21 protein-coding genes and 1 riboswitch are annotated in these 24,928 nt (G+C 44.6%); of the genes, 13 read left to right on the plus strand and 8 right to left on the minus strand.

Annotation, left to right across the window (positions count from 1 at the left end; all coding sequences use genetic code 11):
* The first annotated feature begins 106 nt into the window (after positions 1-106).
* A riboswitch (Lysine riboswitch) is annotated at positions 107-302 on the plus strand.
* Positions 303-449: 147 nt separating this feature from the next.
* Together dapA and FE810_RS02420 are read left to right on the plus strand one after the other, a co-directional pair.
* On the plus strand, positions 450-1,367 hold the full coding sequence (gene dapA, locus FE810_RS02415; protein WP_138318439.1) for a 4-hydroxy-tetrahydrodipicolinate synthase: 918 nt from the start codon (positions 450-452) through the stop codon (positions 1,365-1,367).
* 20 nt (positions 1,368-1,387) lie between these two features.
* On the plus strand, positions 1,388-2,539 hold the full coding sequence (locus FE810_RS02420; protein WP_370738913.1) for a succinylglutamate desuccinylase/aspartoacylase family protein: 1,152 nt from the start codon (positions 1,388-1,390) through the stop codon (positions 2,537-2,539).
* 149 nt (positions 2,540-2,688) lie between these two features.
* Here the strand turns inward: FE810_RS02420 and FE810_RS02425 are convergent, their stop codons facing one another.
* The gene (locus FE810_RS02425) at positions 2,689-3,297 is read right to left on the minus strand and encodes a hypothetical protein (RefSeq protein ID WP_138318440.1); all 609 of its coding nucleotides are present in this window, start codon (positions 3,295-3,297) and stop codon (positions 2,689-2,691) included.
* 83 nt (positions 3,298-3,380) lie between these two features.
* Positions 3,381-4,247 (minus strand): crotonase/enoyl-CoA hydratase family protein, encoded by an 867-nt coding sequence (locus FE810_RS02430; RefSeq protein WP_138318441.1) that lies wholly within the window; start codon positions 4,245-4,247, stop codon positions 3,381-3,383.
* Between the two features lie 216 nt (positions 4,248-4,463).
* Here FE810_RS02430 and FE810_RS02435 point away from each other — a divergent pair, with 216 nt between their 5' ends.
* Positions 4,464-4,778, plus strand: coding sequence for a hypothetical protein (locus FE810_RS02435; RefSeq protein ID WP_138318442.1), 315 nt, complete (start codon positions 4,464-4,466; stop codon positions 4,776-4,778).
* A gap of 140 nt (positions 4,779-4,918) precedes the next feature.
* Positions 4,919-7,414, plus strand: a complete 2,496-nt coding sequence (locus tag FE810_RS02440; RefSeq protein ID WP_138318443.1) for a TonB-dependent receptor — start codon at positions 4,919-4,921, stop codon at positions 7,412-7,414.
* A gap of 89 nt (positions 7,415-7,503) precedes the next feature.
* On the opposite strand, the gene FE810_RS02445 is transcribed toward FE810_RS02440, so the two are convergent.
* Complete coding sequence (locus FE810_RS02445; protein ID WP_138318444.1) at positions 7,504-7,905, minus strand: hypothetical protein; 402 nt, start codon at positions 7,903-7,905, stop codon at positions 7,504-7,506.
* A 15-nt stretch (positions 7,906-7,920) separates the two neighbouring features.
* Between FE810_RS02445 and FE810_RS02450 the strand changes: the two genes are divergently transcribed.
* On the plus strand, positions 7,921-8,175 hold the full coding sequence (locus tag FE810_RS02450) for a hypothetical protein (protein ID WP_138318445.1): 255 nt from the start codon (positions 7,921-7,923) through the stop codon (positions 8,173-8,175).
* Between the two features lie 14 nt (positions 8,176-8,189).
* Here the strand turns inward: FE810_RS02450 and FE810_RS02455 are convergent, their stop codons facing one another.
* Together FE810_RS02455 and FE810_RS02460 are read right to left on the minus strand one after the other, a co-directional pair.
* Positions 8,190-9,035: a CvfB family protein gene (locus FE810_RS02455; RefSeq protein ID WP_138318446.1), complete on the minus strand. Its 846-nt coding sequence runs from the start codon at positions 9,033-9,035 to the stop codon at positions 8,190-8,192.
* Between the two features lie 180 nt (positions 9,036-9,215).
* Positions 9,216-9,662 carry a tellurite resistance TerB family protein gene (locus FE810_RS02460; RefSeq protein WP_171022221.1) on the minus strand — a complete coding sequence of 149 codons (447 nt, stop codon included), beginning with the start codon at positions 9,660-9,662 and terminating at the stop codon, positions 9,216-9,218.
* Between the two features lie 385 nt (positions 9,663-10,047).
* Here FE810_RS02460 and FE810_RS02465 point away from each other — a divergent pair, with 385 nt between their 5' ends.
* Positions 10,048-11,238: an efflux RND transporter periplasmic adaptor subunit gene (locus tag FE810_RS02465; RefSeq protein WP_306416826.1), complete on the plus strand. Its 1,191-nt coding sequence runs from the start codon at positions 10,048-10,050 to the stop codon at positions 11,236-11,238.
* The gene (locus FE810_RS02470; protein ID WP_138318449.1) at positions 11,238-14,438 is read left to right on the plus strand and encodes an efflux RND transporter permease subunit; all 3,201 of its coding nucleotides are present in this window, start codon (positions 11,238-11,240) and stop codon (positions 14,436-14,438) included. The genes FE810_RS02465 and FE810_RS02470 overlap by 1 nt, the downstream gene beginning before the upstream one ends.
* Before the next feature lie 85 nt (positions 14,439-14,523).
* On the opposite strand, the gene FE810_RS02475 is transcribed toward FE810_RS02470, so the two are convergent.
* Positions 14,524-15,363, minus strand: coding sequence for an isopenicillin N synthase family dioxygenase (locus FE810_RS02475; protein ID WP_138318450.1), 840 nt, complete (start codon positions 15,361-15,363; stop codon positions 14,524-14,526).
* A gap of 226 nt (positions 15,364-15,589) precedes the next feature.
* Between FE810_RS02475 and FE810_RS02480 the strand changes: the two genes are divergently transcribed.
* From FE810_RS02480 to FE810_RS02490, 3 genes are all read left to right on the plus strand, one after another.
* Positions 15,590-15,916, plus strand: a complete 327-nt coding sequence (locus FE810_RS02480; RefSeq protein ID WP_138318451.1) for a hypothetical protein — start codon at positions 15,590-15,592, stop codon at positions 15,914-15,916.
* 58 nt (positions 15,917-15,974) lie between these two features.
* Positions 15,975-16,490 (plus strand): TlpA disulfide reductase family protein, encoded by a 516-nt coding sequence (locus FE810_RS02485; protein ID WP_138318452.1) that lies wholly within the window; start codon positions 15,975-15,977, stop codon positions 16,488-16,490.
* Between the two features lie 233 nt (positions 16,491-16,723).
* Entirely contained in the window at positions 16,724-17,845 is a 1,122-nt protein-coding gene (locus tag FE810_RS02490; protein ID WP_138318453.1) for a porin, read from the plus strand.
* A 499-nt stretch (positions 17,846-18,344) separates the two neighbouring features.
* On the opposite strand, the gene putA is transcribed toward FE810_RS02490, so the two are convergent.
* A complete protein-coding gene (gene putA, locus FE810_RS02495) occupies positions 18,345-22,148 on the minus strand; it encodes a bifunctional proline dehydrogenase/L-glutamate gamma-semialdehyde dehydrogenase PutA (RefSeq protein WP_138318454.1) in 3,804 nt (1,267 codons plus the stop codon).
* Between the two features lie 149 nt (positions 22,149-22,297).
* Between putA and FE810_RS02500 the strand changes: the two genes are divergently transcribed.
* Both FE810_RS02500 and FE810_RS02505 read left to right on the plus strand, forming a co-directional pair.
* Positions 22,298-22,771, plus strand: coding sequence for an Lrp/AsnC ligand binding domain-containing protein (locus FE810_RS02500; RefSeq protein WP_138318455.1), 474 nt, complete (start codon positions 22,298-22,300; stop codon positions 22,769-22,771).
* 112 nt (positions 22,772-22,883) lie between these two features.
* Entirely contained in the window at positions 22,884-23,924 is a 1,041-nt protein-coding gene (locus FE810_RS02505; protein WP_138318456.1) for an energy transducer TonB, read from the plus strand.
* 12 nt (positions 23,925-23,936) lie between these two features.
* Here FE810_RS02505 and FE810_RS02510 read toward each other — a convergent pair whose 3' ends face one another.
* Positions 23,937-24,452 carry an O-acetyl-ADP-ribose deacetylase gene (locus FE810_RS02510; RefSeq protein ID WP_138318457.1) on the minus strand — a complete coding sequence of 172 codons (516 nt, stop codon included), beginning with the start codon at positions 24,450-24,452 and terminating at the stop codon, positions 23,937-23,939.
* Between the two features lie 208 nt (positions 24,453-24,660).
* Between FE810_RS02510 and FE810_RS02515 the strand changes: the two genes are divergently transcribed.
* Positions 24,661-24,927, plus strand: a complete 267-nt coding sequence (locus FE810_RS02515; RefSeq protein WP_138318458.1) for an Lpp/OprI family alanine-zipper lipoprotein — start codon at positions 24,661-24,663, stop codon at positions 24,925-24,927.
* Position 24,928: the final 1 nt, after the last annotated feature.

The raw sequence follows: 24,928 nt of genomic DNA on the forward strand, positions 1-24,928 counted from the left end.
GCGGGTTGAATTAACACCTATCTAGTGCTTTAATAGCGCTTATATGTCGCTGTAACTTGTTCGTTCGAGATTCGAACGTTATTACAGTGCATCAGCCCTTCTTAAGAGGGCCAGAAGAGGAGCGTTAACCAGGTAGTTATCCTGAGGAGATCAAACTCCGCAGAAGGATAATGAGGGGGATTATCGCCGAGGTGGCAATGCTTTCAACGAGCGTTGAAGTGATTTTTGATGATCATGCTACCGGCTGACCAGGCTGAATCCTGGCAGCTGTCACCAGTTTACGGTGGAGAACTTCTGGTCTTTGCGTGACTTCTTAGTCAGGCAAACACCTAAACTTCCCCGATATTTTTTGATATTTAAATGGCTGCATCGACGTCAATTGTTTGCAGTCTGAGTTTGGTCAAATACACGACAGTATTTGACGTCGAAAGCATGACAAAGAGTTTAACATGACAAACACGAATACATTGGCTGACTATTCAACATGGACCGCATTAGTTACGCCATTTGATGAATTGGGCGCTATCGACTTTGATTGCCTGACGGATTTAGTCCGCCAGCAAAGCGATGCTGGCAATGCCATTTTATTGTTAGGAAGTACAGGCGAAGGACTGGCGATTCAACTAGAAGATCAATTGGAAATCGTCGACCACGTCTGTAAGTTAAAGCCCGGTGTACCCATTATGGTTGCCGTTGGCGGTGCCGATCTTCCGGCGCAATTAAATTGGATTAAGCATTGTAATCGCTTGGATGTGGACGCTTACTTACTTGGTACGCCTTTCTATGCCAAACCAGGCGTCGCGGGTCAAACCCATTGGTTTAAAAATTTACTCGATGCGGCCAATCACCCTTGCATGATTTATAACGTGCCTTCCCGTAGCGGTATTAATATTCCGGCGCAGACGGTCGCGAACCTGGCTGAACACCCAAACCTTTGGGCGATGAAAGAAGCCAGTGGTGATATTCATCAATTTCTCGCTTATCGTCAGGTCGCGCCCAAGCTTGCGATTTTCAGTGGTGAAGATGCACTGATGCCATACCTTGCTTCAGCAGGCGCTGTGGGTTTGGTGTCTGTTTGTTCGAACGTATGGCCAGAGCAGACCAACCTGTATGTAAAAAAAGCCATTGCTGGCGAAACTCAATCCTTGTTTCCGATTTGGTACAATGCGACCAATGCCTTGTTTAGTGAAGCCAATCCGATTCCTGTCAAAGTATTGATGCATTTGAAAAATATGATTGCGTCACCGATTTTACGGGCGCCGTTGACCCATCTGGAACTTAGTGATCATCAAGCTATTCTTGACGCCGACAAAGCCGTTGCCAAGTGGCATGCTTCCCAACTAAAACTACACGCCTTAGCTGATTAAGCTCAGTTAAGGCATTTTCCCTGAGTCATAAAACGAATAAGACAGACTGCAACGTGGTAGAAAAACAAATCTTAAATGTTGGCGAGATGGCCAGCGGTGTCGAATTAACCGTACCTGTGTATCGCTTAAAAGGCTCAGGGCATGGTCCAAGTGTGTATATTCAAGCAAATATCCATGGTGCAGAAGTGCAGGGTAATGCGGTTATTTATCAACTGTTAGAAGTGTTGCAGCGTCAGGAACTCTATGGCGATATAACCTTAGTCCCCTACGCGAACCCGGTGGGCTGTAACCATAAAAATGGTGAATATACATTAGGGCGCTTTGATCCGATTACTGGTGTTAACTGGAATCGGATGTACCATTTCAATCAGGCATTGCCGGGTAAATTTGTTGAAACATTTCCTGATGCCGACACATCCACGATCCTGGAAACCTTCCAGCAGTGGATGCTCGATGATATTGACGATCAGCTTGATCATAATATTTTCGGATTAACCACCGGACGCAGAATCGCCTATCAGTTGCAACGCATGGCATTACAGGCGGATTTGGTTTTGGATTTGCACACTGGGCCAATTTCTTCCAAGCATTTATATTGCCCGGAATATGCCAGACAAAGCGCCAGCTTCTTTGATATTCCCCACACCATATTGATCCCTAATGATTTTGCCGGAGCATTGGACGAATCGACGTTTTGTCCATGGTGGGATTTACAACAAGCCTATAAAAATATTGGTCGCGATCTGAGCTTTAACAAAGAAAGCTTTACGGTGGAATTAGGCTCTCAGGAATTGATTGATCTTGATGAAGCCCTGGTGGATGCCCAAAGCATTCTGAGTTATTTACAAGCCAAAGGCAGTATTGCGGATAATGGCTTTGAACCTCAGGAAATGACGCGGTATGGCTGCTACCTTAAGGACTATAAAGTGTTCTATTCACCCATGGGGGGAATGGTAGACTACCTTGGCGAATTCGGGCAGCCATTGGCTGCAGGGCAACCGCTGGCAAGAATTCTGCGGATGGATAATTATGGTGATCCTGACGCAAACCCTTTGCATTATCTAACATTAGATCAAACCGTGATCCCTATCCTGCACTTTGCATCGGCGAGTGTGAATCAGGGGACAGAGCTGTATAAGCTGTTCAGTAACTATTTTGAACTGAAAAAGTAATGATGATTTAGGCGCCTGATTGGGTGTCTGACTGGGTGCCTGAACAGCGAAATTTAGGGGGCTGTGTCCCCCTGGAATATTTTCTAACTTCTTGATACTGAACGCTTTAAAGTCTTAGTAATTACCCCTGACCTGTATGGAATTGAATTTTAGCCTTGTGGCATTTGAATATCGAGAGAGTTCAGCAGTTGATAATAGGCAAAAACGGTTAATATCCCTAAACCCAAAACCAGCAAGATACGATACTTCAAACCATGTTGGTGATGCTTTTCTCGTTGCTGATGATGGGTGACATCCATCATTTCATCACCAAAGTATATCGACAAAAACGTTCCCATCGCACTAATTAGCAATATGCTCCAATACGGATAGGGTTGAGTCAGGATCTGTTCCAGCAAGCCGGTGAGCAGGGTGAGTTGATACGTTTGTGGGCTGGCAAATACATAGTAAAGGTTGATGGCAATGGCCACAAACCAGATAACCACCTGGGTTATTGCCATCTTAACACCAAACAATAAGCGAATTGGAAATGCCAGTATAAATCCTCCGTCGGCCACTGGCGTGCACAGCACAAAGAAACTCCAGCTCAATATTGCCAGGCCAAAGCCCGTAGCGGCGTCATATTTGATACTCATATAAATAAAATACGCCAAGAGAATGGCTACTAAGGCCAGAAACTTCAGGACAGTTTCTTTATGAGTGGGATTTTTATGACTAAATTTTGCCTGCGTATCTTGTGTCTTTTGTGCCGCGGTCATGTGTACCATCCAAGCGTAATACGAGTATTAACAATAGTTGAATCTATGTATTTACGAGATATTGCAAGTATCAATAACGCGCGTTACCAGCGTTTTCTTGGCTGATATGGCTTGGCATTGTCTGGTTCTAATTGTTTTTTCACCGCAAGGCTTTGGTTTTTCCCGGTGATAATTTTGAGCTGATACCAGGTTTCCATCATTAGCATTTTCCAATCAGGGCTTTGCCAGTTGCGAGTATACAAACGTTTAATTGCAGCCAATGCATCGGGGGATTTGGTCGTTAAGGTTGCCAAAAGGTTTTCGGCATCGTGTAATGGGCGATCACTGACCTGAGTTACCAGGTGCATTTGCAGCGCCTGTTTTGCATCGATGGGCTCTGCGGTCATTGCAAGACGAAGTGCCTGGTCTTTTGGTAATATCTCACGCAACACCATATTGCCGGCCATATCCGGGATCAACCCCCATTTGCTTTCCATCACCGCCAGTGTTGCATCGGCACTAACATAACGAAAGTCTGCCCCCAGTGCGATTTGCAGGCCACCGCCCCAACAACGACCTTGAATCACGGCGATTACAGGGACAGGCACCTTCCGCCAGTTACTGCTCACCTGTTGCGCCAGATTCGCCGAGCAGGGTAGCCACTTCTTAAGAAGACGTACCATGGCACTTTTATCTTTCATCATGGATTTAATATCCAAGCCACTGCAGAAGTCGGTACCCGCACCTTGCAGAATTACCCCACGAATGGTTTTGTTTTTTCTCAACGTGCGAGAGATATTTGCCAGGGATTGAAATGTCGGCAAATCCAGCGCATTAAGCTTTTCAGGTCGATTCAGGGTGACATAAGCAATGCCCTGTCTAATGGTAAGATCTACTGGGTGGCGCAAGGAAGGTTGTGCCTGCTTTTGTTGTTCTGCAACACCTGCCGGTTCATTTATGGATTTGCTCATGATGACTTAGCCAACTCACTCATTTTCATTGATAAAATAAACCTAGCACGACTGGACGGATGAGTATAGGTGAGAAAAATGCTGCATTGACTATGATTAGACTTGTTATTAACCGTAAGTAAGTGTGATAATATAACAAATAAATGTATGAGGCTGTTTTCAATACACCTCGTTATCTATGTGTTTTAGTTAACAAGCAATGGTAAAACAAAGAGCATGACTGCGATAATAACGCAAAATTCCAATCAATTAACCGCCACTCAAAAGAGTAAAGGCTGGTTGCTTATTGGTTTGTTTTTGCTTGCTCTTGTTTATGTGAGTCATCATCAGGCAAGCCACGATGGTTCATCAAACCACATGCATTGTCAGGTGTGCTGGCAGTTTGCTGCGGATTTTGATAATCCCGGTAAAGCGGGTTTTGAACAGCCACAACAAATCATTGCTGAATTTGTTTTATCACAATTACAACCTATCTATCTTTCGGCCCTTTGCGGTACCCAACCCTGCCGAGGCCCGCCCAGCCAATCTTGAACTCAGCGTAACTGGGCTCGTAGTCAAGACAATCTCAATCTTAAAAAAGTCATACTGCGTTAATCAAATCAGGGATCGTCCCTGAATTTGACGATTGCTATCGATGCCCATATTTTCATTTTTGTATTTCAGGATTTTTTATGCGTTTTAATCGCTTATATACGGCCACCGCATTGGCCCTTGCAATTGCAACTCCAGCATGGGCTGCAACCGTTTCCGGTAAAGTCGTTGATAATAAAGGCAAAGGCATTGCCAATGCCGAAGTCAGTATTTTACAAACTCGGGTTGTTACCGACAAAAACGGAGAATTTGCCTTAACTGACATTTCCGATGGTGCAGCAGAGTTGCACGTGGAAGCCAGATATTTTACTCATCAGAATCGTAATCTGACATTGGCAGGTAACGACGTGGATAATGTTATTGTGACACTGACACCATCGGTTATGGATGTGGTTGATGTCTATGCGACTCCGCTACATACATCGACAATGGAATCAGCGTTACCAGTAAATGTTTTAGGCGCCGATGAATTGCGTTTAAAGCAAGCCTCTACTTTGGGCGAAACATTGAAAAATGAAGTCGGTGTGCATTCATCGTATTTTGGTCCGGTTTCCAGTAGCCCAATTATTCGAGGCTTAGACGGTCCGCGTGTATTAATTACCCAGAACGGATTAGATGCAGGCGATGCCTCTCGTGTTGGTCCTGATCATATTGTATCAACCGAGACGACTACCGCGACACAAATTGAAGTACTGCGTGGTCCGGCAACGTTATTCTATGGTAGTGGTGCGATTGGTGGGGTCGTCAACGTTGTTGATAACCGTGTACCTACCGAACTGGAGCAAAGTGTTGGTTTTTCGTTGCAGCACAACAGCGTTGCCGACGAAGATTTAGCAACCATTGATATTAATACCGGTACCGATTCTTTTGCGATTCACTTCGATGGATTCTGGCGTGAAGCGAACGATTATAAAATCCCTGGTGTTGCCGAGCTTGAACATGATGAAGAGCATGAGGAACACGAGGAAGAAGAGCATGAAGAACATGAAGACAACCACTCTCGATTAGCCAATACATCCAATGATGCAAAAGGTTTTACCTTAGGGACGAGTTACTTGCTTGATAACGGCTTCGTGGGCTTCTCGTATGGCCGAACCGATCGTACCTATGGCATTCCTGGACACTCGCATGCCGGTCACGATGAGCATGAAGAACACGATGAAGAGCTGGAAATGGAAGAAGGGCATGATGAGGCCCATGATGAAGAATCCGTCTTTGGCGATCTCACTCAAGATCGCTTACAAATGCTAAGTGATTTGCGATTCGATGAAAGCTTTTTTAATCGTGTTGCGTCGAAAGTAGCATATACCGATTACCAGCATCAGGAAATAGAAAACGGCGAAGTCGGAACCACGTTTAAAAATGAATTGTGGGAAGCCAAGTTTGATATTTATCATCGCGAATACAATGGCTTTAAAGGTGCCTGGACGGTGCATTACAAACTGTCAGACTTTGAAGCGCTTGGCGAGGAAGCGTTTACGCCACCATCGAGCACGGAAACTCTGGCATTTGCCTGGTTGGAAGAAAAGCACTTTGGCGATGTACTTTTGCAGCTTGGTGCCCGTATTGAGCATGTAACTCTTGAACCGGTTCACGGTCATGATGAACACGAAGCACATGATGAACATGAACTGGATGAGCACGAAGAACACGAAGAGCTGGAGTTAGCGCAGCAAGACTTTACCCCGATCAGTGCATCGCTTGGCTTGGTTTGGGACTATCAACCAGGCTATAACTTAGGTATGTCTGCGGCGTTTTCACAGCGCGCACCTTCCGCGGCAGAACTGTTCTCGAATGGTCCGCATATTGGAACCAATAGCTTTGAATTAGGCGCGCTGTTTGAGTTGCATGAAGAAGACGATGGTTATCATGTCGAACTATCTGATCAGGACGTTGATGTAGAAACCTCTTATAACCTGGATTTAACCTGGCGTAAGTTCTCTGGCGATTTAGGATTTGTTGCCAGTGTTTTCTATAACCACACCGACGATTTCTATTATCAGCAGGATACCGGCTTTGTTTTCGAAGATAGCGGTATTCACGACCACGGTGATGAGCACGATGAAGGTCATGGTGATGAGCATGACGAAGAACTGACAGAAGACCATGCTCATGATGAAGAAGGTTTACCAATCTTTGTCTATCGTCAGGACGATGTCGATATGTATGGTTTTGAAGCCGAACTGGTGTATCAATTGAGTGCACCACTAAAAGCCAATATCTTTACCGATTACATTCGTGCGAAATTGTCTGATGGTGGCAACCTACCGCGTATTCCACCATTGCGCCTTGGTGCCGGATTACAATATCAGGCTAATAACTTTGCAGCGGGTCTGGATGTTACTCACTACTTTGAGCAAGATCAGCTTGCTCAGTTAGAGACGGAAACAGACAGCTATACCATGGTTGACTTACACGCCAATTACTATCTCGATGGCATTGGCGATGACACGGTATTGTTTTTAAAAGTGGATAACGTATTTGATACCGAAGCTCGAGTGCATTCATCGTTCTTAAAGAACATTGCACCACTTCCTGGTCGCGGTATCACCTTAGGGGTAAGAGCGAGCTTTTAACCTGACCGATATATAAACAAGGCACCTTTCACGGTGCCTTTTTCTATTGGGGTTGAAATACCCGTTTATCGGCTGCTGTGAAACTAAGCTTACTTTTTCTCGAGGCTTTTCAGCTCACTGGTATCGACGTTTTCCAGCCCTTTTAGAGCTTCATGTTCAATATTGTCTTTGTGGCTGTCTTCCATATTTTGCCATTCAATCGCCATCCGTTGTTGACGCAATTCAGCTTCTTCTTTTAATTCACATTGGCGAAACGCGTCAGACCAACCTTGCGCATATTCCTGCTCTGAATTGAATCGATTAATGTCTTTTTGAAATTCGTCGAAATAGCTGCCACCTGCTTGCTTGCCGCTTTCACAACCGTCGGCAAAACCATCGGCGTAGCTATTGCTGTAGCCCTTTGAACGCATTTCTTCACGGGTCTGGTCAGCCGTTGACTGACAACCGGCACTGAGCAGTAACACACTGAAAGCAAGGATAAGTTTTTTCATGTCTGAACCTGATGAATGTTATTAGGTCTTTTTAGTATAGAAGAGCGATTTGTGTATGCCTATCTGGGGACAAACTCTGTTGATGGCGACAAATATCGGGTGATGTGCTCTGAATGGCAAAGGTATGCGAACGTCATTGTTGGCGCTAGTATTGGCGCTGCTATTGGCGCTAATATTCGCACTAGTGTAGGCGCTAATGTTCGCACCAGTGTTGGAGTTAATGTCGGAATTAATGTCGGAGTTAAGGCCTTGAAGATAGCAAGACCTTAATGACGATTGAGCGGTTATTTATTGCCTTTATCGGTTAGGCGAAAACCTTTATCGAGTAACTCAACCTTGCCATGTTTTAGCAAGTTACCCAAGGTTGATTTAAACGTTTTTTTACTGACGCCAAATGCCCGTTTAATGTCTTCAGGGCTACTTTTGTCATGCAGATCACAATAGCCTTTGTGCGCCTTTAGATATGCAATCAATGCCGGCGCAAAATCATTCACCTTACCGATACCACCTCGAGTTAATATCAAATCAACACGGCCATCGCCTCTGATGTTTTTGATATAGCCTTTAATGTTTTGACCGGTACGTAGATGCTGAAACACTTCGTTATCGTACAATAATCCCCAATGCTGGTTATTCACAATGGCGTTGAAACCCAAATCGGTTTTGGTGGCAATGATCAAGTCAACCTGTTCGCCAATTTCATAACGGGCGGGCCAGATATCAAGGTACTTATCCAGCTTGCTTGACGCGGCAATTCTATCGCTGTGATGATCGCGATAGACTTTTACCAGATACGAACTGCCTACCACCATGCGGGTTTTTTGTTGGTTATAAGGAACCAATAAATCTTTAGGTAAACCCCAGTCTAAAAAGGCACCCATTTTATTCACTTGCACAACCTTTAAATACGCAAATTCTTCCAGTTGCGCTTTCGGTGTTTCGGTTGTGGCGACTAGGCGGTCTTTAGAGTCGAAGTAGATGAATGCATCAACGGAATTTCCTTCTTCGCTTCCTTCTGGCACGTATTTCGCTGGCAAGAGAATTTCACCGAGATCGCCACCGTCGAGGTAGGCGCCGATGTCAGTCATCTTAACGATATTCAGGGTATTTATTTTGCCAACTTCAGCCATTAGGGGTACTCAGGTAAGGAATGTTACTTTGGCGCGCATTTTAGCAGGCCAATCGATTTATGCCTACGAAAAGGTGTCAATGATTCGATTTGTCACAAGAGATACCTGGACAGCTAACACCTCACTGTTATCATCACGTAATTAACACAATGCACCGTTACTACACAGCTAACTCAACGATTAGCCGGCATTTTGTACGGCAATCTTAGTTTGAATATATTCCTGGTGGTTTAAATGCAGCAAATCAGCAATTTTTCGTATGGTATGTTCTTCAATGGTATCCAGTTTGCCGTCACTGAGCGCCAGTTGCCATAGACGTTCTACGATTTCGATGCGCTGACCTAAGGTAAAATGCTTATTTACCAAACTGGTATAGCGATAATAATCGGTAGCGTGGAAAGATTCATCCTCTGCAGCGGCGAGAATCGCATCGACTTCGTCGCGCTCAAGCGAAAATTGCTCGATCAGCATTTTCTGGCAATAGCGCTTTTCTTCTTCCGTGTATTCTTCGTCAGCGCGAATAACTTCAAACAATAACACTGCCGTCGCCACCTCCAATGAAAGCACCTGATTCACGACGGTATCGTGATTTAAGCTTTTAAGAAAGACACGCACCCGAGTAAGCATAGCCATCCAGATTTAGGAAAATGAAACGAATAACTTAAATCTAGCATTGTTTGTAGGGTTCGGGAAATCAAATTGCCAGTTACAATCAGATTTCATGTTTCAATCACAAAGATTCAATATTGGCGGTTTACTCCAAATAATGTAAAAACTGAGCCTGTCAGGTTTTATCTCACCATAAATGCGAAATTCCCGCTGATTTCGTTGTTTATAATCGAACGTTAGCAAAAAATAAGCGTCCTTTTATTTTCCTTTATATTCAGGTGGTTAGTGCATTCCCACACAAGTTGTAATGACTTGTTACAAGTGTTTACACATTTGTCGGTTACATTTGACTACAAATAGGTAACATGTAGCTCAGAAAATTGCCCGAATACCGAGGTTTATCGTGAAAATCAAAAGAATTATGCTTCCAATTGTGATCTTAGTCATGGGGGTGGGAGCTTTCGTCGTCCTATCCAGCATGCGTACGCCACCGGAGGAAAAACCACAGGAAGACGTAGTTCCTATCGTTGCCGTTAAAGGTGTCACCCTTGGCTCATTATCCTTGGATGTTTCCTCTTATGGAGTGATACAGCCGAAATATGAGACACAGCTAATCGCTCAGGTGAGTGGCCAAATCGTTAAACTATCAGACACTTTTGTTCGTGGTGGCTTTGTCGAAAAAGGTCAGTTGCTGGCGCAAATTGACCCTAGTGATTATGAAGCGGCTCTTGTCGATGCCGAAGCAAACCTTGCGTCCGCAACTTCAGCTCTCGAGCTGGAAAAGGCACAAGGTAAAGTGGCCGAGCGTGAATGGCAACGAATTAAAGATACCTCACCAACCGAGTTAAGTTTGCGTAAGCCACAGCTTGCTCAGGAAATGGCTCGTGTTAAAGCGGCAGAGGCAGCAGTGAAACGCGCTCGTCGTAACCTTGAACGTACCAATATCGTCGCTCCTTATCATGCATTAATTGCCGAGCGTAATGTTGGTTTGGGTGCGGTCGTGGGGATGGGCAATCCAATGGGGGCCGTGATGTCTGTTGATACCGGTGAAATTCGATTGCCGGTGGCGAACAACCAACTTCGCTTTCTCAAAGATCAAGGCGTGGGAAGTTCGGTCAATTTAGTCTCTGATCAGATAGGCAAATCACAAAACTGGCAAGGCGAAATCGTGCGCTCTGAAGGCGTAATTGATAGTCAATCACGAATGTCATATCTGGTCGTGGAAATTAAAGACCCATATGGTCTGCTCGAAGAAAAGACACCGCTGAAATTCGGAACCTATGTAAATGCCACAATTGACGGCTTAAAGGTAAGTGAAGCGGCAGTCGTTCCACGTCATTTGGTACAGGATAAGAAAGTCGCCATTATGAATAGTAATGACGAACTGGAATATCGTTCAATCAATATCCTACGCCAACAAGGCAAATCAGTTGTGGTGAATCAAGGACTGCAAAATGGTGATCGTATTATCACTTCTGCCTTGGACTACCCGCTATCTGGAATGAAGCTGGCGTTACTTTTGGATGAACCGGCGGAGTCCATTGATGTTGAGAGTGATGAGACTGCAACTCAGGTCGCTTTGGGAGATAACTAATGGATGATACCAATAAAGGTTTGATTGCCTGGTTTGCCCGCAACCCGGTTGCGGCGAATCTATTAATGGCGGTGATCATCATTGGTGGTCTGCTTACCATGGGCACCATTCGTAAACAAATATTCCCGCAAATTGAAATTAACTGGTTACGTTATCAAGCTGCGTATCCGGGCGCGGCGCCACAGGAAGTGGAAGAAGGTATCACGATTAAAGTCGAAGAAGCGCTTGAATCCGTACCTGGGCTGGAAAGAACCATTACTTATTCGGGTCGTAACTTATCCAACGGTTGGTTCCGTGTCGACGATAACTACGATGCTCAAGTCGTACTCGAAGAAGTTAAATCACAAATAGACTCTATTTCCACCTTTCCTGCCGGCATGGAACGGCCAACGGTTGAACGTATAAAAATGGAACAGGAAGTTCTGAATATTAGTTTATATGGCGATTTAACCCAGATTCAATTGAAGGAGTTAGGCCGGAAAATTCATGATGAAATTCGGCAGTTACCCTTGGTCAACATTACCGAATTCAATAGTGGTTTAAATTATGAAATCGCCATTGAAGTTTCCAAAGACAAGCTGCGTGCCTACAACTTAAGCTTCACCGATGTTGCTAATGCGGTGCGCAACTGGTCGCGAAATATGTCTGCAGGGCAAATTCGTGCTGAAAACGGCTATATCAATCTGCGCGTCGAAAACCAGGCTTATGTGGGGCAGGAATTTGAAAACTTACCGCTGATCACGCGTGAAGATGGCTCAAAGATCTTATTGGGTGATCTTGCTACTGTCACCGATGGTTTTGAACAAGGTATCCAGTATTCAAGGTTTAACGGTAAAAACGCGGTGTCGTTTGAAGTGAAAGCCGCGCATGACCAATCGATTACCGATATCGCTGATGTCGTTAATAATTACATTGCCGCGAAGCAAAATACCTTGCCCGCAGGCGTTAATCTGGAAAGTTGGGTGGATCTAACGGAATATCTGGAAGAGCGCCTGGATATGATGATCTCCAACCTGGCCAGTGGTGCCATATTAGTGTTTTTAATGCTGGCGTTGTTTCTACGCATTCGCTTGGCATTTTGGGTGATGATGGGCTTACCGGTTTGCTTTTTGGGCACACTGTTGTTTATGCCAATGTCATTTATCAATGTCACCATCAGTTTAACCAGCTTATTTGCCTTTATTATGGTGTTGGGGATTGTCGTTGATGATGCCATTGTGATGGGTGAAAGTGCTCACAGTGAAGTTGAACAAAGTGGCAACAGCATCGAAAGCGTGATTCGTGGCGTTAAACGAGTGGCAATGCCGGCAACCTTTGGTGTCTTAACGACGATTGCCGCCTTTATGCCTTTTGTTATTGCCGATGGTCCGCAAGCGGCCTGGGGACAAGCCATTGGTATGGTCGTGGTGCTGTGTTTGATCTTCTCATTAATCGAATCGAAACTAATTTTGCCGTCGCATTTAGCAACGATGAAAACCAAAGTCCATAATCCACGCAATCCGTTTGATGTATTACGGTTGAAAATTGATACAGGGTTGAAAAACTTTATTGCCAAAGTTTACCGACCTATGTTGGTAAAAACCGTGGAATATAGATACGCCTTGGTCTGTTTGTTTATCGCCTTAATTATGGTGTGTGTCGGGTTATTTAGTGGTGGTCTTGTACGCTCGACGGGGATGCCGAAAGTTCCTCATGATTTTCCAAGAGTAAATCTTGAGATGAATCTGGATTCATCAGAGCAAGCCACATTGGATGCCGCGCGGGCGATTGAAAAATCTTTGCATGAGGTTGATCGTCAGCTTGAGTTGGAACATGGCTCTAAAATGATTGACGTGATGCTGGTTTATTTAAGAGACCGAACTCGGGCGGGTATCACGGTTAAATTAGTCAGACCTGAAGATCGACCGTTGACGACGTTTGAAGTTGCTGAACGCTGGCGCGCTAATTTGCCGGTGATCCCCGGGGTCAAAAAGCTGGAGATTCAAGATACCTTGTTTGGCTCGGATATGGATGACGGTGATATTAGCTTTAGACTTGAATCTCAGGACGATCAGCAATTGCTTGGAGCCTCCAAAGCGCTTAAAGATAAGTTAAACACTTTAGTGGGGGTCAGTGATGTCAATGATTCACGGATGGACAGCGCGAAAGAAGTGCAGTTTGACTTAAAACCATTAGCCTATTCTTTAGGGTTGACGCTCGCCGATGTGGCGCAGCAGGTTGGCTACAGTTTCTATGGCCTGGAAGCGCAACGCATTTTGCGTAACGGTGAAGAAATTAAAGTCATGGTGCGTTACCCGTTAGAGCAGCGTAGCTCGATTGGTCATGTCGATGATGTAATGGTTAAAGCGCCTAATGGAGCGGAAGTGCCATTGTCGGAAATCGCCGATATTCGTATTGTCGATGGGGTCAACCAAATTCGTCGTGAAAATGGCAACCGTACCATCAATGTTTGGGCGAAAGTCGATTCATTTCAGGCCGAGCCATTTGAAATCGCTAAGGATATTCGTGAAAACTTTATTCCTGAATTACGTAAAATATACCCGGGGTTAAAAAGCGAGCTAGGTGGTCAAATTCAAGAGGAAATTGACAGTCAAAGATCCTTGATGCGAGATGCCGGCATTACCCTGTTGATTATTTTTAGCTTACTGGCCATACCTTTGCGCTCATATAGTCAGCCAATTATCATCATGTCGGTCATTCCGTTTGGTTTTATTGGTGCTGTGATTGGCCATATGATCCATGGTCTGGATTTGAGTAGCTTCTCTTTCTTTGGCTTGATTGCCGCTGCTGGGGTCGTCGTCAACGATTCTTTGGTGATGATTGATTATGTCAATAAAGCTCGACAAACGGGTATCACTGCCGCCAAAGCGGTGGTTGAGGCCGGTTGTAAACGCTTTAGGGCGATATTGTTAACCTCGTTAACGACGTTTATTGGTTTGGTGCCGATTATGCTGGAAACCAGCATGCAGGCGAAGATGGTTGTGCCGATGGCAATTTCCCTTGCCTATGGTGTACTGTTTGCCACCGTGGTGACATTAATCTTAATTCCATGTCTGTATATCGTTTTTGAAGATATCGGCCGTGCGTTTAAGCGTATGATTGCCTGGTTCAAGGGCGAAGATGAAAAATCTGTTTTAGCAACTCAAGTGTTGAATGAGACAAAAATAGATGATTACAGTCCAAGCTCCAAAGATTGGTAATACGAAAATGGACGGTGTTATAGTGCGCACCGCCCATTATAAGTGAATAAACGAAGATCAGAGTTCCATTGTGACTCTGATTTTTTTAATCTTTGACACCAAGCTCTCGCAATCTTTCCAGTAAATAACTGGCTTGAGTATGACGCTCAGATAACACCACTTCCGATCTCGGGTGTAAAAACAGCGGTAATGAAATCCGCGATTTCTTCATATCCGTACCCTGTGGGTTGATTACCCGATGACTGGTCGACGGGAAGTATCCGCCACTGGCTTCCTGAAGCATATCACCAATATTGATAATCAAATTACCAAAATCTGACGGTACGTCGAGCCACTCACCGTTTTGCAACTGTACCTGTAATCCGGGTTCATTGGCGGCCGGTAAAATCGTTAACAAATTGATGTCTTCGTGAGCCGCGGCGCGAATTGCACCGGGATCCTCATCGCCCTGCAATGGTGGATAATGCAATACCCGAAGCAGTGTATTCGGCGTGTTTTTGATCATATTGGATAGAGGTTCATGGTAGAGCTTTGATACTTCGCTGGGGCTATATGATTCGACCCAGTCCAGTAGCTCTTCAGCCAGCGATGACGCTTTTTGGTAGTAATCAAGTATCTCATCTTTGAGTTGCGCCGGAATGCGCCCCCAAGGATATACATGGTAATACTCTTTGATATCTTTTTCTTTGTGACCTTTGGCCGTTTCGGATATCTGCGGACTGAAATAGCCGTCCTGCTTTGCCGGGTCGAATGCGAATTTATGCTTTTCTTCGGAGTCGAAAAACTCCTGCCAGTTTTTATAAATAGACTCAACTAGCTGCTGTTGTATTGGATGGTTTTTTAATACCCCAAATCCAGTTTCTCTTAATGAGGCGACAAATTGCTGCGCAGCCTCAGGATGTTTGTAGTCAACGACCTGCATCATTACTTCTCCTTTGTTGCGGTATATTTTAGCTGAACATTGCAGCGATGAATATTGCCTGTATTAAATCTTACTGCTATGTTGGTTATATTCAAACCGCCCAATTGAGAGTTTTTTATTCGAGCGCCTTGTATAAGCCTATAAAAATTCGTTGTGTGTTCGCTTATAAAGGGAAGTTGATCTAAAGCACTTTGAGTGACGGAAAATACTTATAACAAAGGGGACTTTCATGAGGCAATTCCTGTTATCTATCTCTGTAACGTTGTTTTTAGTCGCTTGCTCTTCATCGGATGGCGATAATTGTGATGATATTCGCATAAGCTCAGAGCAACAAAACGAATGTCTTAGCTTGAAAAAACAGATAGATAATGCCCGGGGGCAGCCGATTCTGAGAACCGAATTGGAACGCCGCTATGAGCAGGATTGTTTGAATCTTCGTTACTATCGTGACGATCAAGTCGTTGAGCGCTGTCAGAATCAACAGGAAGTGGAAGAGGTGCGCAAAGAAGCAGAGCAGGAAACGGTGGAGCAGAATAAACAATTATCTTCATGGTAGCCTGTGCACTTGCGCAGAGTAGTTTTGCTTAGTATTAAACAAATGAGTTGTAACGTGTATGTCTAAAACGATTTCTATGATGTTATTTAGTGTTGTACTACTCAGTGGTATCGGTCTATATAGTATCTTCGGTCAAGCTCAGGAAGAGAGCGCAGAATCTACAAATATTGCTCAGCAACAATTGAATCAAATGTTGGCAAAGTATAAGGGCGATGTCATCTATCTGGATTTTTGGGCATCTTGGTGTATCCCCTGTCGTAAATCATTCCCCTGGATGAGCACCATGCAGGATAAATATCAGGAACGCGGATTTCGAGTGATCACCGTGAACCTGGATGTGGACAAAACCTTTGCCGAAGACTTCCTCAAGGATCACCCCGCAAAATTCCCGATCATTTATGATCCCAGTGGCAAGGTTGGTGAGCAATATCAGTTAAAAGGGATGCCAAGCAGCTTTGTGCTTGGGCGCGACGGTTCCGTCGTAGCGAATCAGGTTGGATTCTTTGAAGATAAAGTTGAAGAGTATGAGGCTAAAATCGTCGAAATTCTCTCTCTGGAAACCATAGAACCGTAAGTTTGAGACAAACTAACGGATAGTTTGTCATCAAATCTTCTTTAAATCGTCAAATTTGTAAATCTGCAAATTATTCTTATTAAATACAGCATGTAATCATCAATCGGTATCACTTTGAAAGCGAAAAATCGTTAAAATCCGGCATAGTTAGTTCTGAATATTTGTCGATTATCAGGATTTAAACTACCTTTCTTATTTCATAGTTCGTTGTCATAAAATCAGAGGCTGTAGCCATGTCTCCCCCTGCCAGTTTAAATTCCGCTTTAGGACCATGTATTTTTACCTTGCTTGCTTTCGGGTCTTCTTGTTGTTTTGCCGAAGAAGAAAAAAGTGCCTTTCAATCGGCATGGGATGTCGCCGAGCTATGGAAAAATGACGACGGAGATTACGTTAATTTATCTGGCCGCTTGCATCAAGATGCCGCCTGGTTTGATGCCGACCAAGGGGAGTTTGACGATTTACTCTGGCGTCGTTTTCGTTTTGGCTTTAAAAGTGAATTTAACGGCGCAATCGTGTCGTTTGAAGGGGACTTTAACCTGAATGAATCGCTGTCTGAAAGCTATAACCGACTTACGGATGCAAACATTGCCTGGACGTTCGATAACGGCGCAACCTTGAAAATATTAAAGCAATCTGCGGGATTTACCCTGGACGGAAAAACATCCTCGAAAAAGCTACTGACGCCACAGCGCAATAACCTGACCAATAACCTTTGGTTCACTGCCGAGTATTTTACCGGAATCAGCATAACTAATGAATTTGCTGACGACTGGACGTACTACGCAGGTATATTTTCCAGTGACCCTGAAGAAGAAATTGGCGTTAGCGATGCAGCATATTTTAGTTTGTTGGCCCTCAGTAAGACATTCACCGCAAACGACTGGTTTGATGAAGGAGAGGTGCGTCTGGATTATGTTTACAATAAAGAAGATGAAAATGCCGGTACTCGAGATTTTGGTCATGTCAGCAGTTTGTCAGGACAATTTCAAAAAGGTCAGTGGGGGCTTCGAACCGATTTGGCCTATGGCAGTGGCTATTTTGAACAACCGGACGTTTATGGATTGGTAGTCATGCCGTTTTATGATCACAATGAAATTGTCCAAACGGTAATGCGCTATACCTATCTGGATAGTGATAACAATAATGGTGTACGGCTGGGTCGCTATGAAAATAGAATTGAAGGCGGGCGCGGTGATGAATACCATGAACTATTCGCGGGCGTAAACTTCTTTCTCAATGAGCATAAGTTCAAAATCCATGTTGGCGCCCAATATGCCATGATGGATGATGACGCCAATGATGGTGGTGAATACGAAGGTTGGGGGGTAACCGGGGCGCTACGGATTTATTGGTAAGGCAAAAAACTGCAGTTTTTTGCCTTATAAGGTGACAGACAGACGTCGCTGGATAAATGCTCCCGCTGTCGCATTTTTGTTGTCAGCAGTCCGGTATTTTTCACCGGACTGTCACCTTATCGCATGGATTCCAATGCGATTGTCACCCTATCGCATGCATTCCAATGTGATTGTCACCCTATCACATGCATTTCAATGCGATTGTCATCTTATCGCATGCATTTCAATGCGATTGTCACCCTATCACATGCATTCCAATGCGATTGTCACCCTATCACATGCATTCCAAGTGTGATTATCACCTTATCGCATGGATTTCAATGCGATTGTCACCCTATCACATGCATTCCAATGTGATTGTCACCCTATCACATGCATTCCAATGCGATTGTCACCTTATCGCATGTATTTCAATGCGATTGTCACCCTATCACATGCATTTCAATGTGATTGTCACCCTATCGCATGATTCCAATGCGATTGTCACCTGTCCGTTAACTTACGCGTCTTCCATCGTCATCAACGATGCATTACCACCCGCGGCGGTGGTATCGATAGTGACGGTTTTCTCGGTAACTAGACGATGCAGCAACACGCCATAACTGGCTGGGCTGATAACCGGCAAAATCGCACCTTTGCGAGCCGCTAAATGCTCCGCCAAGTAGGCTACTAACGAGCTTTGTGGGCCACAAATGGCTCCCGCAAGGGTTGGATGAGCTAGGGCTTCTGGGAGTTGATTTAAACCAATCACCTGGAAGATACCACTGACTAACCCGAGCTTTTGCAGCACACTTTCTACCGCGGTGGCTTCATTTAAGAATTCATCCGTTACAGCGCAAACGACGGTGTTGCCAGCAACGAGGGCTGACACTACACTCACTAACCAGTACTCAAACGATGTATTTGTATCGCGAACCGCGAGTACCGTGCCTCGAGATTCCAGATATAACTTATTGGATTCGCCTGTCGGTCCTGGCAGCTCAATCGGCTTGCTTAACGTGTTTTCAAAGGTATTCAATTGTACTCTGGCTGCCTGCAACGCTTGTTCAAGATCTGCTTCCTGAGCCTGAACAATGGCATTGCTCGCCAACGTTGCCAGTAATTGCCGAACAATCGATGAACGCAATTGTACCTCTGTCATCGACCAGTTTGTTTCATCGCTCTTGGCGCGATTCATGATGGTATCTATTGGCGCGTTGTTGCCTGGTGTGCTGCTGGCTATTGCTTGCAGGGCTTGCACATTGTTTTGTGTATCTTTTTGTGGATTTTCCCCACTCACGGACTCTTTAACCAGACGCGTTAAGTACATAGGCCCGCCCGCTTTTGGACCGGTACCGGACAGACCCCGGCCACCAAAAGGCTGTACCCCAACCACGGCGCCAATCATATTGCGATTCACGTAGATATTTCCGGCGCGCGAACGCTTGGCCAGATATTCACTTTTATCTTCGATGCGGGTGTGGATCCCCATGGTAAGGCCGAACCCTGTACCGTTGACCTGATCAATGACTTTATCCAACTCCTTTCCTTTAAAGCGGACCACATGCACACAAGGTCCAAACACCTCTTTAGTAAGCACCGATAAATCGGCGATTTCATATAAGCGTGGCGCGAAGAAGTAATTCCCCGTATCGCCCAAATCCGGAACCTCACACTGATAGTGCAATGTCGCTTTGTCTTTGAGGTATTCAACGTGATTGTTCAGTGCGGTGAACGCTTTGTTATCGATCACCGGACCGATGTCGGTCGCCAGCATTGCTGGATCGCCAACATGTAATTCTTTCATCGCCCCTTTGATCATCGTGATCACTTTATCGGCGATGTCTTCTTGCAAGAAGAGTACCCGCAGTGCAGAACAGCGTTGACCTGCACTTTGAAAGCCAGAGGCGATGACATCATCAACCACTTGCTCAGGCAGTGCAGTAGAGTCAACTATCATGCAGTTTTGGCCACCGGTTTCGGCAATTAATGGCACCTGATGCCCCTGACGTTCCGCCAGTTTCTGTGAAATCCAGGTACCGGTTTCGGTCGAGCCAGTAAACATTACTGCCTGAACACGTTCATCTGGAACAACATGAGCACCGACTTGGGAACCCCGGGCAATAATTGGCACCACAACATTGTCAGGCATACCGACTTCTTTCATCAATTCAATGGTACGTAATGCGATTAAGCTGGTTTGTTCGGCGGGTTTGGCAACCACGGTATTACCAGTGACAACCGCTGCGGCAACCTGACCTAAGAATATCGCCAATGGGAAGTTCCATGGGCTAATACACAGAACGACGCCGCGTGATTGCAACTCATTCGATGGTAACATTTCCTCGGCACGAGCCGCATAATAACGACAAAAGTCGACCGCTTCACGAACTTCGGAAACACCATCGACTGGGATTTTCCCAGCTTCTTTGATACACAATGCAATCAACTCGTCGCGATTGGCTTCTAGTGCATCGGCGGTTTTGCGTAGCAAGTTCGCTCTTTCATCAACCGGCGTTTCAGACCAGCTGGAAAATGCCGCCTGGGCATTATCAACTGCCGCGGTCATTTGTTGTGGCTCAAGATGACGCAAATAACCGATAACTTCATTATGATTTGCTGGGTTTACAACGGGCTCAGCGCCTTCGACGTCACTCTCTGCATTAGCTGTGGCGTGATTAAACCAGTTATTGAGGTTTTCACGCATCACACTAACCTGGTCAACATTGGTTAAATCAATGCCCTTTGAGTTTGCTCGCTCAGTGCCATACATATCCAAAGATTGAGGGATTTGTGGATTGTACTTGTTAACCCAGGATTGAACTTGTTCAACCGGATCCTGAAGGAGACTTTCGACAGGGATATCTTCATCAACAATATTATTGACGAAGGAGCTGTTCGCACCATTTTCTAATAAACGACGAACCAGATAGGCAAGTAAATCAGCGTGCTCACCAACCGGTGCATAGACACGACAGGATACGTTGTCATTGCTGACAACCTGATCGTAGAGCGATTCACCCATGCCGTGCAGGCGCTGGAATTCAAAACCTGATACATCGTCGGTCATTTCTAAAATGGTGGCGACGGTATAGGCATTATGGGTCGCAAATTGTGGATAAATACTATCGCGATAGCTTAGCAGGCGTTTCGCACAGGCTTGATAAGAGACATCGGTTGAAGGCTTACGTGAAAACACCGGAAAATCTTCATATCCTTCAACTTGAGATATTTTAATTTCAGAATCCCAATACGCGCCTTTGACTAAGCGAACCATCATTTGACGTTTGGCATTTTGGGTTTGTTGACGCACCCATTCGATCACATATAAGGCTCGTTTTTGATAAGCCTGTACTGCAATACCAAAGCCGTCCCAACCGTCTAGATCAGAATCTGAAAATACCGCACCGATGACATCTAACGAGATATCGAGACGATCCGCTTCTTCGGCATCCACGGTAAAACCTATGTCATAGGATTTAGCCGCCAGGGCTAATTGTTTCAGGCGTGGAATCAACTCTTCCAAAACTCGATCCTGATGGGTAAATTCATAGCGAGGGTGTATGGCTGATAGTTTGATTGAAATGCCGGGGCTTTGTTGCGGCCCTTTACCATTTGCCGCTTTACCGATAGCATGAATTGCATTCATGTAGCTTTCAAAGTAACGGTCAGCATCATTCATGGTGCGGGCACCTTCACCAAGCATATCGTAGGAATAGGTGTAACCTTTGGCTTCGGTCTTTTTCGCCCGCTCGACGGCAGCATCAATTTGCCGGCCCATCACAAACTGAGTCCCCATAACCTGCATGGCATAGCGCACCGCTTTACGAATGACGGGTTCACCTAAGCGACCGATGGTTTTTTTCAATAATCCGAATTGTTGTTTCTTCTTTTTATCGGTGTAATTGACCATTTTTCCGGTCAGTAACAACCCCCAGGAAGAGGCATTAACAAAGATGGAGTCGGAGTTACCGATATGGGAGCTCCAGTCGCCTTCGGCCAATTTATCGCGAATCAGACTGTCGGCGGTTTTCTTATCCGGAACACGCAGCAGAGCTTCGGCAAGACACATGAGTACCACGCCTTCATCGGTAGAAAGGGCGAATTCATTTAACAGCGCGTCAACGCCACCCTTACCAATTTGATCCTTGCGAATTTCCACGACTAACTGACGAGCCCGTTCCCAGGCTCGAGACTTAGCTGCAGGACTAATTTCTGCAATCGGTAATAAATCGGCAAGCACCTGGTTTTCGTCGGCGCGATAAAGATCTCGGATTTGCTGGCGGATCGGATCTGAGGTAATTAGGTTTCCATTAAAAAGCATGGCAAAGGCCCATCGGTTATTCTGATACAATTGTGCAGATTGTAGACAAATAAAGCCCAAATATGCTGGTGATATTTGGAATAATTCAGTGTAATATTTGGCTAAAATTTAATATAACCAAATAAAATAGTGTTTATTGGGGTGGCGTCATGAGCAGCAAACAACGTACTTTAGATCGTATTGATCTTACTATTTTAGACACTTTGCAAAAAGACGGCAGAATTTCCAACGTAGAACTGGCAAAAAAGGTAAATTTAAGCCCCAGCCCTTGTCTTGATAGGGTAAAACGCCTTGAGTCCGAAGGATATGTGCTGCGTTATGGCGCGGTATTAAATGCTGAAAAACTCAATATTCCGATGTCGGCATTTATTCAGGTGACACTGGATAGAACCAAGGCGGAAGTGTTCAATGATTTTCGTGATGAAGTGGTTAATATCAAAGAGGTCGCAGAGTGCCATATGGTTGCCGGTGGCTTTGACTATTTGCTCAAACTCAGAGTTACGGATATGAACAATTATCGTGATGTATTAGGAAAAGTTGTTGAGTTGCCGGGAGTTAGTCAGACTCATACCTACATGGTAATTGAGAATGTGAAAGAAGATTTAGGACTGCCAATTATTTAATACCTGTATTGGGTACTTCAGAGTTTTTTATTGCAAATCAAAATGTTATTTGTAAAGCTGAATCATCATTTGAAGGAAGTATACCTTAGCAAGCAGATACAGGACGTACGCAATGTTCAAATACTTATCCATTAGTTTTTTTGTTTTGGGAATTCTGTCGCAATTTTCAGTTAATGCAGAAGTGAAATCCAAACATATTTCTACCACAGTTAATCCTACACCCAAAGAAAGGGTGGAACCTAAGTACCCTATAGATGCGGCCAGAGAAGCTCGTGAAGGCTGGGTGGAATTAAGCTTTATTATCGAAGAGGATGGTAGTGTTTCTAACATATTGGTTGGAGACTCTTCAGGTAGTGCGGATTTTGTCAGAGAGTCTTTGCGAGCTGTTAAAAAATGGCAATATCACCCTGCAATGGAAGGTGGGGAACCTATACAGCGTTGTGTTAATACAGTGCGGATCGGTTTTTCCATGAAGACCAACGGTATTCACGCTGTACGTAGTAAGTTTAAGAAAAATTACGCGTTAGCGGAAAAGGCTTTACAAGAGAAGGATTTCGCTGAAGTTGAGAAACGTCTGGAGAAAATGACAAGCTACAAATATCGTCACTTAACTGAAAATGACTATTTACATGTCTTGGCTTATGAATACGCAAAAGCGAAAAACGATCCACAACTGCAGCTATATCATTTAGAACAGGTTACGATGAAAAATGCGCCTGAAAATAACAAGCTTTATGTTTACAGCAACAAGTTTAATTTGCAGGTTGCGTTGAATAAATTAGTAAGTGCAATAGAAACCTATGAAGAGATCAAAGAATTGCAGGTTGCGGATGATCTTATGTCTTCATTTGATAGGGTTGTTGAAGACATAGATGTATTGCTTGATTCTGACGACATTTTTGTCGTTGACGGCGACATTGGTGATAAAAGCCATTGGTTTCATAGATTGGCTCGTAACGACTTCTCAATATCCGATATTAACGGTTCACTGAATAAAGTTGATATTCGTTGTGCCAACAAGCGCCATGAGTTTACCGTCAGTGAGAATGCAGGATGGAGTATTCCCGAGGGATGGAAACATTGTGCGATATTCGTTTATGGGGCCGATAATACAAGCTTTAAATTGGTTGAGCAGCCGCGTAAGAATACTTAAAAAATTCTATTACTACAGCCGTTGAAACTGCTGTTGCCAGGTGTGATAACTTCTGTCATCGAAAAGATAACAATGGATAGAAATGTTCTGATATCTTGGATTTTGACAAATTTCTATCGCGATGTTGGCCGCTTCTTCTAAGGGGTAACCATAAGCACCGCAGGATATTGCCGGAAAGGCGATAGACTGGCATTGGTGCTCCAAGGCTAATTCAAGGCAGTTCTGGTAACAGGAAGCCAATAGCAACTCGGGGTGCAGCTCATTGCGGTAGATTGGTCCTGCAGTATGAATAACATATTTGGCGTTTAGATTGCCGGCGGATGTTATTCTCGCTTCGCCGAATGGACAACGAATACCGTTTGTCGCTTTCAACTTGCGACATTCCTCTAACAGCTTAGGGCCTGCGGCACGGTGAATCGCGCCATCGACTCCACCACCACCTAGCATTTTCGGATTTGCGGCATTAACGATGGCATCGACTTTCGCTTGGGTAATGTCACCCTGAACTATTGCAATATTCCCGGACATTCTACGTTCTCCGAATCAAGGGGTCAGAGTTGTTGAACACCTTCTTCAACAACTCTGACCCCTTGATTGTAGTTAGCAAATTCTTCAAAAAAAACAAAGCGTTTTTGAATAATTGTGCTATATTGCGAGATGATATCGATTGCTTTTTAATCACTTGTGGTGATTGAGCGATTGTAATTGTTAGCTGTTAATTTATTGGAGTAGCTAGATGAAAAACAAGATGATGACACTTGCAGGGATGGTATTTGCTCTCGGTCTTGCAGGTTGTTCAAGTAACGAGATGTTGGAAAAAAATGTTGCCGATCTGACCATGAAAGTGGATAACCTTTCATCTCAGGTTGATAGCCTAAGTAGCGAAGTCGCGGATCTTAAAGTCCAGCAGCAGCAAGCTACCGCGGATTCGATGGCGGCCAAAGAAATGGCGGCAGAAGCCAACGAACGCGTTGATAATGTAGTGGAATCCTATAAAAAATAGG

This window comes from Thalassotalea litorea (genome assembly GCF_005843925.1).
Classification (GTDB): Bacteria; Pseudomonadota; Gammaproteobacteria; order Enterobacterales; family Alteromonadaceae; genus Thalassotalea_A; species Thalassotalea_A litorea_A.